The organism is Actinobaculum sp. oral taxon 183 str. F0552 (genome assembly GCF_000466165.1).
GTDB lineage: Bacteria > Actinomycetota > Actinomycetes > Actinomycetales > Actinomycetaceae > Peptidiphaga.
Genome location: NZ_KE951461.1, coordinates 1 through 12,860, shown reverse-complemented (window position 1 = coordinate 12,860; position 12,860 = coordinate 1). Strand labels below are relative to the sequence as shown.

The following is a 12,860-nucleotide window of genomic DNA, read 5'->3' as shown; positions in this document are numbered from 1 at the left end:
CCTTCCGCGGCTTTCACGGCCGGGCCCCGCCGCCCCTACAACGGCTCTCCGATGACGACGGGCTCGGCCTCCAAGGTCACGTCGAAGGCCTCGCAGACACCGTCGCGGACCGTGCGCGCGAGGGCGCGCAGCTGCGCGGCGCTGGCGCCGCCGCGGTTGGTCACGGCCAGGCAGTGCTTGGTCGACAGGGCCGCGGGGCCGGGCATGCCGTACCCCGCGGGGAAGCCCGCCCGGTCGATGAGCCAGGCGGCCGATGTCTTGACCTGTCCCCGGGCCGCAGGGGCCGCCGCGCCGAGAGCGGCGCGCGACCCGTCCGCGACGCCGAAGCGCGGCGCGCCTTCGGGCAGCCGGGCCGCCTGTTCCTCGGTGAGGACGGGATTGGTGAAGAAGCTGCCGCAGGAGTACGTGTCGCGGTCGGCGTCGTCGAGGACCATCCCCTTGGAGCGGCGCAGCTCCAGAACGGCCTCGCGCAGGTCCGCCGACGGGACCCGCCCTCCCGGCTGAACGCCGAGGAGACGCGCCAGCTGGCCGTACTGGACGGGGGCGGACAGGGACGCCAGGCGGAGCTGGAAGTCGACGGACAGGACGATGTAGCGCGGGCTGGGCCCCCAGTCGAGCAGCGACCGCTTGATCAGGCTCGTCCGGTACCCGAAGCCGAGGGCCTCCGCCGGCAGATCGTCCGGGCGCCCGGCCAGCCGGTCGTAGACGTGCACGCGCGCGATGCTTCCGGCCACGTCCCGCCCGTAGGCGCCGATGTTCTGGACCGGCGCCGCGCCGACCGTGCCGGGGATGCCGGAGAGGGCCTCCAGGCCCATCCATTCGCGTTCGATCGTGTGGACGACGAAAGCGTCCCAGGGCGTTCCGGCCGTCACCCTGAGGTTCGCGCCCTCGCAGCCCCCCTCTTGAACGAGGACGACGTCCTGCCGGGCGTCCCTGACGACGACTCCGTCGAAGTAGTCGTCGGAGGCGAGAACGTTCGACCCCCCGCCGAGCATCATGAGGGGGCGGCCCTCTGCGTCGGCGGCGCGGACGGCTTCGACGATCTCCTCCTCGCTGGACGCCTCGACGAGCTCCCGGAATCCGCCTCCCGCGCCGATCGTCGTGAGCTCGGCGAATGCGCCGGCTCCGGGGCTGCGCCGGTCGGCGGGCACGGGAGCCGAGGGGAGGGAGGGGGCGGGTCGTTCGGGGATGTTGCTGCTCACGTCGCGAGCCTACCAGCACCGTCCGGCGGCGGGCGCGGGCAGCGGGGCGACAGGGCGCGGTGTCGGGACGAGGCGACGAAAGCCCGGGGAAGGCGAGTGTCTTCCTCGGGCTTTCGCGAACGGTGATCGAGGCGTCGAATCGGCTTCCGGGACCGAGTCCGGAGCGGACGGTGGGCTCAGCGGGTCTCCCGGTGCGCCGTCGACCTGTTGCACCTCGGGCAGAACTTGCTCAGCTCGAGGCGGTCGGGCGTATTGCGCCGGTTCTTCTTGGTGATGTAGTTGCGCTCCTTGCACTCCTCGCAGGCGAGGGTGATCTTGGGGCGCACATCCTGCGACTTGCTTGCCACTTTTCCAGCTCCTCTTGGTCGTTCGCGGAACGGCTCGCCGTTCCGCACCGTAGCGGGGGCGGGGATTGAACCCGCGACCTCACGATTATGAGTCGTGCGCTCTGACCGTCTGAGCTACCCCGCCTCATCTCGCCGACGTCCTCGGCGATGGAGCCCCGAAAGGGAATCGAACCCTTGACCTTCTCCTTACCATGGAGACGCTCTGCCGACTGAGCTATCGGGGCAGCGCAGATCAGCCTATCAACGAAGGGGGGCTGCCATCCATGCAGGATCGCAGCCTCGCTGGTGAAGCCAATCACGCATTGCGCGATGATGCGCGTGGCGGGTGAGGGATTCGAACCCCCGAAGCTTACGCGTCTGATTTACAGTCAGATCCCTTTGGCCGCTCGGGAAACCCGCCGTGCTACGTCTCGGGCCGCCCGGAACGCCGCGCGATGAGATTACCAGGGGTCTCCCCGTGCCTGTCAAATCTCCGTAGAATGCAGTGGTGGCGGCCGTTCGCCGCGTCTCAGGCGATCGGCTCGGCCGCGCCCCGTGGAGACGACTCGGGCAGGCCGGACCGCGGACGCCCTCCGCGTGCCGCGGTCGCCGCCGGCACGCCGGAGACCGCCGGAAGGCAGGCGGAACAGTGCAGTCGCGAAGGCCGCCGCACGCCGAGAGAAGGGAAAGGGAACATGGCAGATTCGTCCTTCGACGTCGTCTCCGAGTACGACCGCCAGGAGGTGGACAACGCCGTCAATCAGACGGCCAAGGAGATCTCCCAGCGGTACGACTTCAAGGGAGTCGGCGCTTCGGTCGTCCTCGCGGGCGAGACCATCACGATGGCGGCGAACGCCCCCGAGCGCGTCCTGGCCGTCTACGACGTCCTGCAGACGAAGCTCGTCCGCCGCGGAGTATCCCTGAAGTCGCTCGACGTCGGCGACGGCGAGCCCAAGCAGTCCGGCAAGGAGTACCGCCTCGTCGGGACGCTGCGGAAGGGGCTGAGCCAGGACAACGCGAAGAGGCTCTCCAAACTCGTGCGCGAGGAGGGGCCCAAGGGCGTCAAGGTCCAGATCCAGGGCGAGAGCCTGCGGGTGACATCGAAGTCCCGCGACGCACTCCAGGAGACGATCGCCCTGCTCAAGGGCGCCGACGTGGACTGCGCCCTCCAGTTCCAGAACTACCGGTGAATCGGCCGCCGGCAGCCCGGCGCCCGCGGCTCAGTACAGCTTCCCGTCGTGAGGTTCCCCGCGGGAGACGGCCGTCATCGTCTCGCGTTCGACGACCTTGATGCGTTCGCGGCCGTCGGCCCGGCCGAGCTCCTTCTCGAAGGCTTCCAGGAGCTCCCACCCGTGCCAAGTCGTGTACCGCACGCCGCGCCCGTCGAGCAGGCGGACGAGGCCGCCCGAGCCGGTTCCGTCGCCGGTGGGCCGCAGGCGCCCGGCCCGGGCGTCCTCCACGAGATTCGCGACGGTCTCCTGCGCGTCCGACTTGGTCGATCCGATGAGTCCGACGGGGCCGCGCTTGATCCACCCGGTCGCGTACAGGCCGTCGATCGTCTCGCCGTCGCGCGTGACGCGGCCGCCCGCGTTGGGCACGACCTTGCGGACGTCGTCGAAGGGGACGCCGTCGAGCGGACTCGAGGCGTAACCGACCGCACGGTAGACGGCTTGGACGGGGTAGTCGACGTACTCCCCGGTCCCCTTGACCGAGCCGTCGCCCTGCAAGGCCGTGCGCTCCATGCGGATGCCCTCCACCCGCTCGTCGCCGAGGATCTCGACGGGCTGCTGGAGCAGATGGATGTGGATGCGCCGGCTGGCCGTCAGCTCCTCGGGCTCCTGGAACACCCAGTTGGTCAGTTGGTCGACCACCTGCTTGGTCATCTTCGACTCTTCGATGGCGCGGCGGGAGCCGTCGTCGTACTCGAAGTCCTCGGGGTAGACGACGACGTCGACGTCCCTGACCTGCCCGAGCTCGCGAAGCTCCATCGGCGTGAACTTGACCTGCGCCGGGCCGCGGCGCCCGAAGACGTGCACGTCCGTGACCGGCGAGGCCTTCAGCCCCTCCTCGACGTTCTCCGGGATCTCGGTGGGGTGCAGGTCCTCAGGATGTTTGGCCAGGATCCGGGAGACGTCCAGGGCGACGTTGCCGACGCCGAGCACCGCCACCTGGCTGGCCTCAAGCGGCCAGGTGCGGGGGTAGTCGGGGTGTCCGTCGTACCAGGAGACGAAGTCGGCCGCGCCGTAGCAGCCGGGAAGGCCGACGCCGGGGATGTCGAGGGGGGCGTCCGCGTTCGCGCCGGTGGCCACGACGACCGCGTCGTAGTATTCGCGCAGCTCGGCCACCGTCACGTCCCGGCCGATGTCGATGTTGCCGAGGAACCGGATGTCGCCGCGCTGGAGCACGTTGAACAGCGCCTTGATGATCGCCTTGATCCGCGGATGGTCGGGGGCGACGCCGTAGCGGACCAGCCCGTAGGGGGCGGGAAGCCGCTCGAAGAGGTCGATCGAGACGTCGAGGTCGGACTTGGAGAGGATGTCCGACGCGTAGATTCCAGCTGGCCCGGCGCCGATAACCGCGACGTTGTAATGGCGGTCTGTCACGTGTGTCCCTTCTATCGAACCGACATGCCGACGGTTATCCTATCCCGCGCGCACAACCGGCAGATTCAAGCGTGGCACTCGCCACGCGGCGGGCCGAAGGGATGGGGAGCGCGCCTTCAGGAGCGCGGAATCCGGCCGGGAGCGGGCGGGGCCGGGACGGCGCGCAGGCCGGCGTCGGGACGGCATCGGGCACGCGGGAGCGGCGGAGTCCGGGTCTCTCCGCCGCCCCCGCGCCGCCGCGCAGTCAGCGTGTGGTCACGTCGAGTCTGATGACCCCGTAGGTCCATCCGTGCCGGTGGTAGACGGCGCAGGGCTGGCCGGTCTCCTCGTCGATGAAGAGATAGAAGGGATGCCCCACGAGCTCCATCTCGTAGAGGGCCTGATCCACGGACATGGGAACGGCCTCGTAGAGCTTCTGGCGGACCACGACGGGTGAGTCGCCCAACTGGTTCTCCACCTCCTGGCCGGGCGACGTCGGGATCTTCGGTTCGTCGGAGAGGGCCTTCGCCGCCTTCTCAACCGGCACGTTGACGTCTTCGGGCGTCAGGTTGAGCGGCTGGCGCACGGGCTCGGAGCGCCGGTGGTCCTTACGGCGATCGCGCGCGCGTCTGAGACGTTCGAAGAGTTTGGCAAGAGCCAGATCGAGCGCGCCGTACCGGTCGGACGCCGCAGCCTCAGCGCGGATGACCGGCCCCTTGTCGACGACGGTGATCTCGATGCGCTCCGACGTCTCGGCCTGCGAAGGGTTGGGCTCGTGCGTGACTTCTACGTCGACGCGCTGCGCCCGCGGTGCGAACTGTTCGATCTTGCGGAGTTTGTCTCCGACGTGTTTGCGGAAACGGTCTGAAACCTCGGCGTTCCGACCCTTGACGATGATTTCCACAATGCCCTCCTTGAGGTGTGTTCAGGGTTAAAGACGCTGCATCTCACGCAAACCCAGAGAAGATCACCTCCTTGCGTTCAGTGCCGCGCCGTTCCCGAGAGACACGTGGCATCCTTGTCTTCCATTGTAAGGCATGGTCCTCCGCCGGGCGAGATGGATGTCACACGAGTGGCGCCGAGTTTGCGGGGATCCTCGGCCGCCGCGAGGGCATAGGCGCCGAGGACCGACGCGCCGGCGGCTTCAAGGCAGCGGACGCACGCCGCGAGCGTGGCGCCCGTGGTGACCACGTCGTCGACAAGGACGCAGGCCCCCTCCCGCACGGACGCGACGGCCCTGATCCGCCGGGACTTCGCCTCGCGCCCCCTGAGAGAGGAGGACCCGCGGACGCGCCGGTAGCGCAGGACGTCGCGAACGGCGGCGGGCACGCCCGCATCCGCGAATCCGCGGGCCACCGCCGTCGCGAGATGGCCAGCGACGAACCGGCCGTCGTGGCGCCGCCTCCACCGCGACGGAGCCGGAACGACCGCCACGGGGCCGCGCTCCCCCAGGCCCTCGTGCCACAGCGCGCAATCGCGTTCGTCCCAGGCGCCGGCGGCCGTGCGGCTCTCTGCGCACCCGGAGGCGGGGAGGGCCTGGCACGCCATGCGCACCCGCAGGCGGACGGCTTCGCGGACGACGCGCGTGAGGCGTTCGTCGACCGTGTTCTTCCAGGTCAGGATCGCCGCCCGCCTGCGCCCCTCGTAGGCGCCGAGGCTCCACACCGCGACGACCGGCTCCGCGTCCCCGGGACGGGCCAGGCCCTGCGCGACGGTCCGCACCGCGGTGAGATACGGCGCCTTCGGGGCCGCGTTGCGCCACGGGAGGGAGAACAGCTCCCTCAGGCAGGGGTCGCATAGGACGTCGTCCCATCTTCCACAGCCCGCGCACCACGTGGGGAAGACGAGGTTGCCGAGCACCGTCGCAGCGTTCACGCCGCCAGTCTGCCGCCCGCGCGGACCGCTGCGGCTCCGCCGTCCACTGTGGACCGGTCCGCGGGGAGTACGCCTCTCGACGAGGAGGGGCGGGCATCGGAGGGTTCCGCCGGGTCCAGGTCGCATATACGCGCAACCGGAGCGTTCCGGAGCCGGCCCCTCGCCCGACGGGCCGGGCGTCAGCCCGGATAGGCCACCGAGGTCACGTCGCTGACGATGGCGCGCCAGGCTCCTCCGTCACGCGCGTAGGCGGTCTTCTTGTCCGTCAGAGCGACGATCGAGTCCTCGTCGTGTCCGGCGGTGATGGACACCGTCCCCTCGTAGGGCGCCGCCAGTCGCTCGGTCGGCCCCGAGATCTTCACCGAGAACATGGCGCGCTCTCCCCCCAGGGCCGTCTTCCCCAGAACCGCGACGGTGCTGGGGCCTATCCACTCCGCCGCGGTGACGTCGGACAGATGCTGGCCGATGATGATGGAGTCTCCGATCTGCGTCGGACGCCCCGCGCCGTCTCTGGCGATCGCCGCCACCCGGATGGTCACCTCCCCGCCGATCTCGCAGACCACCACCATGCGCGAGCCGTCGCGCGAGACCGAGACGTCGCGGATCTTCGCCCCGTTCAGCCAGGAGACGTCCAGGTGCGCGCTGGCGTTCTCCCCGGGCTTGAAGACGAGGATCTTCCCCGCGTTGTCGCGTTCGGCGCTCCACACCCACCCGTATCTGTCATAGGAGGGCTGCACGAGACTCTTCCCGGAGTGGAGGACCTGCCAGGAGCCGGAGCCCGAATCCATGCCTATCAGCTCGGTCCCGCCCCGTCCCAGCGCGGCCAGCCGCCCTCGCGACGCCTGATAGCTGATGGCCAGGTTGCTCAGGCCGTGAGCCTTCAAACCCGCGTCCCCCATGAGCGGGGTGATCCGGTTGTCGGACACGTTGGCCGGCAGACCGCCCGATATGACGGATACGGGGTACGAACCGTAGGGGTAGGTCGGCAGGCTCTGTATCGATCCGACGTTCAGGTCGGCGCCTTCGACCTTGAGGACCACGCTCCTGACGCTGCTGGAGGCCTTGAGGGTCCGGGTGATCTGCTCGAGTAGGGCGGCCCGTTCCTTCGCGGAGGCCGCGAGCACGACGCTCGACAGGTCGACGGTGGCCTCGCCGTCGACCACGTCCACCGACTTCAGGAGCTTCGTGCCGGTGGGGACCGCGGTGTGCACGCCGCTGGCCAGCCATTCGGAGGGCCCGGCCAGAAGGCCGTTCATGGCGCTCGTGGCGAAGGTCCGCCGGGGATAGTAGCGCAGGTCGGCGACGAGGGCGTTCGAATCGGGGGCGAGGAAGTACAGGGGCGTCTCTATGAACTGCTGGCTGAAGGCGTTCTCCGAGAGGAAGACGCCGTCGTCGAGGGAGACGATCCGCCATTGGCCGTCCGCGTTCTTCGCCAGCGAGAACTCGGTGGTCAGCACCGCGCTGTTGGCCGTCTCCGTGTAGGTGCCGTGCGAGGAGAGGGTCCCCCTGGAGGCGACGCTCGCGCGCACGGCGCCGGACTCGGTGACGGTGGTGGAGACGTCCTGCGAATCCGGGTAGACCCTCACCCGGGCGAGGGGCTTCCAGTTGGCGGCGGCGTCGCCGTAGAGGTATTGGCGCGCCACGGCGAAGTCGTCGTCGAGCCCGGCCCTGCTCGCCAGCAGGAAGCCCTCGACGATCTGCTGCGGCGTGGCGTTCCTCGCGGGAGGCTGGACGGCGAAGCCGATGGCGCCGGAGCTGGTCTTCGACGGCGAGACCGAGTTGACGCGGCCGGACCTGGGCAGGCCCACGCAGCCGGCCAGGACGACCAGGGCGGCCAGGCACACGGCCCACAGGCGATTCGGCTTCACGATGCGCTCCCCTTCGGCGTCTCGACGTCGTCCTCCCCCTCGACACTAGCGGATGCCGGGGGATCCGGCGCGCGGCTTTCGCCCCGCGATTCGCCGGGGCCTGCGGTCGCGCCTCGGCCACCCGGCCCCTCCCCGTCGCTGCGCGCGTCCGGTTCGCCCCGGCCGCCGTCGCCCTCCGGTTCGCCGCCCCATTCCTCGACGGCTGCCGCGACTCTCAGCTGGATCGGGCTCGTCCACGTCTCGCCGGCGTCCCGGGGAATGGTCAAAAGGAAAGTCGCCCCCACGCCCTCCCGGCCGACGCATTGCAGGCGCCCGCCGTGCAGGAGGGCGTCCTCGCGGGCGATCGTCAGCCCCAGGCCCGTTCCCCCCGATTTGCGGACGCGCGCGGTGTCGGCCCTCCAGAAGCGATCGAAGACGTGGGCCGCCTGTTCCTCGGTCAGTCCTATCCCCCGGTCGGACACCTCCACGGCCACGGCCGTCTCCCCGCCGACGACCAGGATGCGCACCGGCCTGGCCTCGGCGTGCTCGAGGGCGTTGACCACGAGGTTCCTGATGATCCGCTCGATGCGCCGGGGCTCGACCTTCGCGGTGGTCTCACCCCGGCTCTCGATGACGACTTCCACCTCGTTGGCCTCGGCGAGGGGCTGCTGCGAGGCGACCACCTGCCGCGCGATGTCGAGAAGATCCGCCGGTTCGGTGGCCAGGCTCATGGCGCCGGCGTCGAACCGGGAGATCTCGAGCAGGTCCGAGAGCATCATGTCCAGGTTGATGAGCTGGTCGTGCTGGAGTTCGGTGCTGCGACGCAGGGCCGGCGGCAGGTCGCCGCGCTTGTCGTAGATCAGCTCCCCGGCCATGCGTATCGTCGTCACGGGCGAGCGCAGCTCGTGGGAGACCGCCGAGACGAATTCCTGCTGGACCTTCGACATGCGGTCGAGCTGCTCGAACTGGTCGGACAGCGAGGAGGCCATCTGGTTGAAGGACCTGGCCAGCTGGGCGAGTTCGTCCTCGCCCTTGATCGCCATCCGGGCGTCGAAGCCGCCTTCGGAGAGCAGACGGGCGTTCTTCGAGGCCTCCCTGACCGGCTGGAGCACCATGCGCACGACGAACCCCGTGGCGATCGCGATGAAGAGCAGGAGCACGATCGCTCCGACCGTCAGCACGTTCGTCATCAGCTGGATGGCGTACATCTCGCTCTCCAGGGAGTAGGCGACGTAGAACTCGTAGGTCCCCGCGCCGGGAAGGTTGAGCTCCCCGCCGACGACGATCCCCGGGACCGTCCTGCCCTTCTCGTTCGACAGGGCCACGGACTGCCAGTGCACGGCGGACGAGCCGCGCACCGAATCGCGCATCTCCGCGGATATGAGCGTGCGGATCCGGGTGGACGACTGCGTGGAGGGCTCGGCGATGCTGAACGACGACGCGGATGTGTGCGCGCGGGAGCGCAGGAGCGCCCCGCCCATGATCGACTGGACGGGGTCGTACTGCGAGAGCACGAGCTCGTTGGCCAGCTGCTGGAGCTGCCCGGCGGTGGGAGAGGCGAGGGAGTTGATGGTCCTCTGGGTTTTCAGACGCGTCGAGCTGAACTGGTCGACGCCGGAGGTGACGGCCCTGTCGAAGAGCTGGGTGCGGACCTGCGAGAGGATGAACGCCCCCACGAGGCCGATGAAGACGATGCCCACGAGCACGATGAGCGCGACGACCCTCACGGTCAGGGACATCCTGATCCAGGCGCGGACCGAGGCGTACCTCTCCCGCAGACGGTCGGCCAAGCTCCTGCGCCCCCTCGGCCGGAACGTCCGGGCCTCCCACGAGCTCACTCCTGGACAGCCCCAGCCCTGTAGCCGACGCCGCGGACGGTGAGGATGACCTCGGGGCTGTCCGGGTCGATCTCGACCTTGGCGCGCAGCCTCTGGATATGGACGTTGACGACGCGGGGGTCGTGCGACGACTGGCGGTATCCCCACACCTGGTCGAGGAGCTCCTCGCGGGAGAAGACCTGGGAGGGCTTGCGCGCGAGCACGCTGAGCAGCTCGAACTCCAAGGGGGTCAGGTGGAGGGGCTTGCCGTCGCGGGTGGCCTGGTGGGCCTTGAGGTCGATGGCGATGTCGGCGACCCGCAGAACCTCCACCTCGGGCTCTTGCCTGCGCAGCCGCGCCTTGACCCGCGCGAGCAGCACCGTGTTCTCGAACGGCTTGGTCACGTAGTCGTCGGCCCCCGCCTCGAGCCCGGCGATGACGTCCACCGAATCGGTGCGCGCGCTCATCATGATGATGGGGACGTCGTCGGATTCCTCCCGGATCTGCTCGCATACGGACACGCCGTCGAGCCCGGGCAGCATGACGTCGAGGAGGATGAGATCGGGACGCTGCGATCGGAACGCCGGGAGAGCGGCGGTGCCCGTCGCGCAGACGCCCACGTCGTACCCCTCGGATTCGAGGAGGATCGACACCATCTCGGAAATGCCCGGATCGTCGTCCACTACCAGAATGCGTGTGCTCATGATCCTATAATGTCACGTCCGGGCGGCTGCGACCGGGCGGGCTGTCAGGCTCGGAGGCGATGCATTCCAACCCGGAGGCGGAGCCGGCGGGCCTCACTCGCGGATCTCGCGCGCCTCGGAGACGAGGAGCACCGGGACCCCGTCGCGAACCGGGTAGGCCAGGCGGGGCGCGGTCTGTGTGCGCGCCACGAGCTCCTGGCCGTGCGAGCCCTCCGCGCTCTCGAGGGGGGCGCCCGTCGCCGGGCAGCGCAGGGCTCGGCGCGCCCACTCCGGAAGGTCGAGGCTCATCCGTTCCCCTCCCGGGCTTCGTCCTGGGGTTCGGGCACGAGGCTCAAGCGCACGCGCGGAGCGGGGTCGGCGGCGATGTCCGCCGGGCGGCGCACTTCGCGGCGGGCCGGCTCGGGCGCGGGAGGCTCGCGTTTGGACGCCTCGCGGATGGCGTCCGCGAGCGCCATGAGATCGTCGGTGGAGGGGGGCGCCGGCTCGAAATCCGTTTGGAGGCGAACCATCTGCCAGCCGCGCGGCACGGTCACGCTCTGCACGTGCTTCGCGCACAGGTCGAAGGCCCCCGGGGCGGCCGTGGGCGAAAGCGGCCCTATCACCGCGGTGGCATCCTCGTACCCGTAGGTCATGGTCGCAACAGCCGGTTCGCGGCACGACTGACGGGAGCATTGCCGAACGTGACTCACGGCCTTAACGCTACCACCGCTCGCCTCGCGAGCCCCCGCGCCTCTCCGAGTAGGCTGGAGGCATGTCGCGTTCGCTCATCCCCCTGCGCACCAACGCCCGGCGCCGCGACCGCCACGGGCGGGGCCTGCGCGGCCCGGTCGTCCCCTTCACGGTGCCCGCGTGGAGGACGCGGGCGGACGTCTTCGACGACCTGCTGGCCACCGACCTGGCCGAGTTCAAGCGCCGCCTCGGCGAGCGCATGGCCCACCTGGACTACGGCGTGCTCGACGTCCCCGATTCGGAGCCGGCGCCCTGGGAGGCGGGGGTTCCGCTCGCCCGCTTCCTGCCGATCGACCGCCCCGGCAGGATCGCCGGCCGCATCGTCTTCTACAGGCTGCCGATCCTCATGGCGGCGAACCGCACGGACACGCCCCAGTGGTTCATCCACGACGTCGTCACCCAGCAGCTCGCCAGCGCCCTGGGGGTCGGGCCTGAGGACATCGACTACCTGCAGTAGGGCCGGGCGGCCTCCCCCGCTAGCCGACGGCGACGTGCTTGGACGTCTCCTCGACGTCGGAGGAGCCGAGCGGAACCCAGTCGACGCCCTTGCCTCCCTCCACCTGCGCGGTGGAGGCGATGCCCGCGTACATCGGCGAGGTGGACGTGTAGCGCACGGCGACCGCCCCCTCGGGCATGGGCAGGCTGGCCTGGCCGTTGACGTCCGCCTTGACCGCGGGCATGTCCTTCCCGTTCGCGTCGATGGGCGTGGCGGTGACGGATCCGGGCAGGCCCGCCTTGGACACGGCGACGAGCGTGGCCGACGTCGGGCCGAACACCGCCGACCCCGCGGTGCGGGCGGACCCCGCGGCCGCCCACGCGTTGTCGGCCTGGCCGCCGTCCTTCACGGTGAACTCGGCGCCCGCCACGATGTCCGCCGAGCCGGCGATGCGGAAGGAGACGTTGCCCGCGGGCAGCCCGGCGAGCGAGAGGTCGAGGACCGAGCGGGCCTCCACCGTCACCTTGCCTCCGCCGGGGAGGGTGCTCGCCCCCTTGTCGGTGAGGGCGGTGACGCTCACCGTCGCGGGCGAAGCGTTCGGGTTGGCGATGCGCAGGGCGGCGCTGCCGCCGCCGTCGATGCGCACTCCGGGCACCGTGACGTTGCGCGCGGCGACGCTCGACGTGACGAAGGAGACCCCGGCCGGGGTGTATCCGTCGAGGCTCGTCTGCTGGAGGCTGACCGCCACGCTCCCCGACTCGGTCGTCACGTGGAGGGCGAAGCGGGGCTGGTCCCGGAGGGCTCCGTCGATCGAGACCCTCTTGGACTGGCCGGAGTCGACGACGACCGTCCCGGTGCCGCCCAACTCCGCCTTCCCGGCGGCGGTGAGGGCCTCCACTTTGACGGTGACGGGGTTCGATCCGGGGTTGGTCAGGATGAGCTGGTTGGACACGCCCACCTGGGAGCGCGATCCGACGATCCACTGGTCGGAGCGGGCCCTGCGGCAGGGGTTGGCGGCCACTCCGCGCAAGTCGCCGGCCGAGGCGGTGTGGACGGTCGCTCCGGCCAATTCGAGGGACCCGGATGTGACCGTCTCCGATCTGACGACTCCGGCCAGGCCCTGGCCGGAGGAGTAGAAGCCGATGTCGCCGACTCGGGGGACCTCCCCTTTGCCCGCGATCTCGACCTTGGGCGCGGTCCCGGAGGCCGCGGCCGCCACGACCCACGTGCGCTCGGAGATCGACTCGTTCACGTTCGAGACGTTGACGCCCACGTCGACGGTCCGCTGGAGCTCGCCGCCGCAGGCCAGCGTCAAGGGCGCGGGGGGCGCGGCGACGGCGGG

General features: G+C 70.3%; 13 protein-coding genes and 3 tRNA genes. 2 read left to right on the top strand and 14 right to left on the bottom strand.

The genetic code is table 11. From position 1 onward, the window contains the following. Positions 1-35 precede the first annotated feature (35 nt). The 5 genes from HMPREF0043_RS08315 to HMPREF0043_RS08295 form a co-directional block, all read right to left on the bottom strand. Positions 36-1,202: a UDP-N-acetylmuramate dehydrogenase gene (locus HMPREF0043_RS08315; RefSeq protein WP_040318199.1), complete on the bottom strand. Its 1,167-nt coding sequence runs from the start codon at positions 1,200-1,202 to the stop codon at positions 36-38. 176 nt (positions 1,203-1,378) lie between these two features. Next, positions 1,379-1,549 (bottom strand): 50S ribosomal protein L33, encoded by a 171-nt coding sequence (rpmG, locus tag HMPREF0043_RS08310; protein WP_021602582.1) that lies wholly within the window; start codon positions 1,547-1,549, stop codon positions 1,379-1,381. A gap of 50 nt (positions 1,550-1,599) precedes the next feature. After that, a tRNA-Met gene (locus HMPREF0043_RS08305) sits at positions 1,600-1,673 on the bottom strand. Between the two features lie 24 nt (positions 1,674-1,697). Next, positions 1,698-1,773, bottom strand: a tRNA-Thr gene (locus tag HMPREF0043_RS08300). 95 nt (positions 1,774-1,868) lie between these two features. After that, a tRNA-Tyr gene (locus HMPREF0043_RS08295) sits at positions 1,869-1,949 on the bottom strand. 274 nt (positions 1,950-2,223) lie between these two features. On the opposite strand from HMPREF0043_RS08295, the gene HMPREF0043_RS08290 reads away from it, so the two are divergent. Further along, on the top strand, positions 2,224-2,718 hold the full coding sequence (locus HMPREF0043_RS08290; protein WP_021602581.1) for a YajQ family cyclic di-GMP-binding protein: 495 nt from the start codon (positions 2,224-2,226) through the stop codon (positions 2,716-2,718). 30 nt (positions 2,719-2,748) lie between these two features. Here HMPREF0043_RS08290 and HMPREF0043_RS08285 read toward each other — a convergent pair whose 3' ends face one another. The 8 genes from HMPREF0043_RS08285 to HMPREF0043_RS08250 form a co-directional block, all read right to left on the bottom strand. Then, entirely contained in the window at positions 2,749-4,131 is a 1,383-nt protein-coding gene (locus HMPREF0043_RS08285; RefSeq protein ID WP_021602580.1) for an FAD-dependent oxidoreductase, read from the bottom strand. A 244-nt stretch (positions 4,132-4,375) separates the two neighbouring features. Continuing rightward, positions 4,376-5,014 carry a ribosome hibernation-promoting factor, HPF/YfiA family gene (gene hpf, locus HMPREF0043_RS08280; protein ID WP_021602578.1) on the bottom strand — a complete coding sequence of 213 codons (639 nt, stop codon included), beginning with the start codon at positions 5,012-5,014 and terminating at the stop codon, positions 4,376-4,378. A 77-nt stretch (positions 5,015-5,091) separates the two neighbouring features. Beyond that, entirely contained in the window at positions 5,092-5,985 is an 894-nt protein-coding gene (locus HMPREF0043_RS10330; RefSeq protein ID WP_021602577.1) for a ComF family protein, read from the bottom strand. 179 nt (positions 5,986-6,164) lie between these two features. Next, entirely contained in the window at positions 6,165-7,853 is a 1,689-nt protein-coding gene (locus HMPREF0043_RS08270; RefSeq protein WP_021602576.1) for an LpqB family beta-propeller domain-containing protein, read from the bottom strand. Further along, positions 7,850-9,622, bottom strand: a complete 1,773-nt coding sequence (mtrB, locus tag HMPREF0043_RS08265) for an MtrAB system histidine kinase MtrB (RefSeq protein WP_051317503.1) — start codon at positions 9,620-9,622, stop codon at positions 7,850-7,852. The genes HMPREF0043_RS08270 and mtrB overlap by 4 nt, the downstream gene beginning before the upstream one ends. A 44-nt stretch (positions 9,623-9,666) precedes the next feature. Continuing rightward, the gene (gene mtrA / locus HMPREF0043_RS08260) at positions 9,667-10,353 is read right to left on the bottom strand and encodes an MtrAB system response regulator MtrA (protein WP_021602574.1); all 687 of its coding nucleotides are present in this window, start codon (positions 10,351-10,353) and stop codon (positions 9,667-9,669) included. Positions 10,354-10,446: 93 nt separating this feature from the next. Then, complete coding sequence (locus HMPREF0043_RS08255) at positions 10,447-10,641, bottom strand: Trm112 family protein (RefSeq protein WP_021602573.1); 195 nt, start codon at positions 10,639-10,641, stop codon at positions 10,447-10,449. Beyond that, on the bottom strand, positions 10,638-11,042 hold the full coding sequence (locus tag HMPREF0043_RS08250) for a DUF3499 domain-containing protein (protein ID WP_040318198.1): 405 nt from the start codon (positions 11,040-11,042) through the stop codon (positions 10,638-10,640). The genes HMPREF0043_RS08255 and HMPREF0043_RS08250 overlap by 4 nt, the downstream gene beginning before the upstream one ends. Before the next feature lie 62 nt (positions 11,043-11,104). Between HMPREF0043_RS08250 and HMPREF0043_RS08245 the strand changes: the two genes are divergently transcribed. Continuing rightward, positions 11,105-11,539 (top strand): metallopeptidase family protein, encoded by a 435-nt coding sequence (locus HMPREF0043_RS08245; protein WP_021602571.1) that lies wholly within the window; start codon positions 11,105-11,107, stop codon positions 11,537-11,539. Between the two features lie 19 nt (positions 11,540-11,558). Here the strand turns inward: HMPREF0043_RS08245 and HMPREF0043_RS11560 are convergent. Continuing rightward, positions 11,559-12,860, bottom strand: a 1,302-nt coding sequence (locus HMPREF0043_RS11560) for a DUF5719 family protein (protein WP_021602570.1), incomplete at its 5' end; no start/stop codon positions are given.

Bases quoted from the DNA above. Each gene is read 5' to 3' on its own strand.
- HMPREF0043_RS08290 (WP_021602581.1), top strand. From the start codon at position 2,224: ATGGCAGATTCGTCCTTCGACGTCGTCTCCGAGTACGACCGCCAGGAG.
- mtrA (WP_021602574.1), bottom strand. From the start codon at position 10,353: ATGAGCACACGCATTCTGGTAGTGGACGACGATCCGGGCATTTCCGAG.
- HMPREF0043_RS08255 (WP_021602573.1), bottom strand. From the start codon at position 10,641: ATGAGCCTCGACCTTCCGGAGTGGGCGCGCCGAGCCCTGCGCTGCCCG.
- HMPREF0043_RS08245 (WP_021602571.1), top strand. From the start codon at position 11,105: ATGTCGCGTTCGCTCATCCCCCTGCGCACCAACGCCCGGCGCCGCGAC.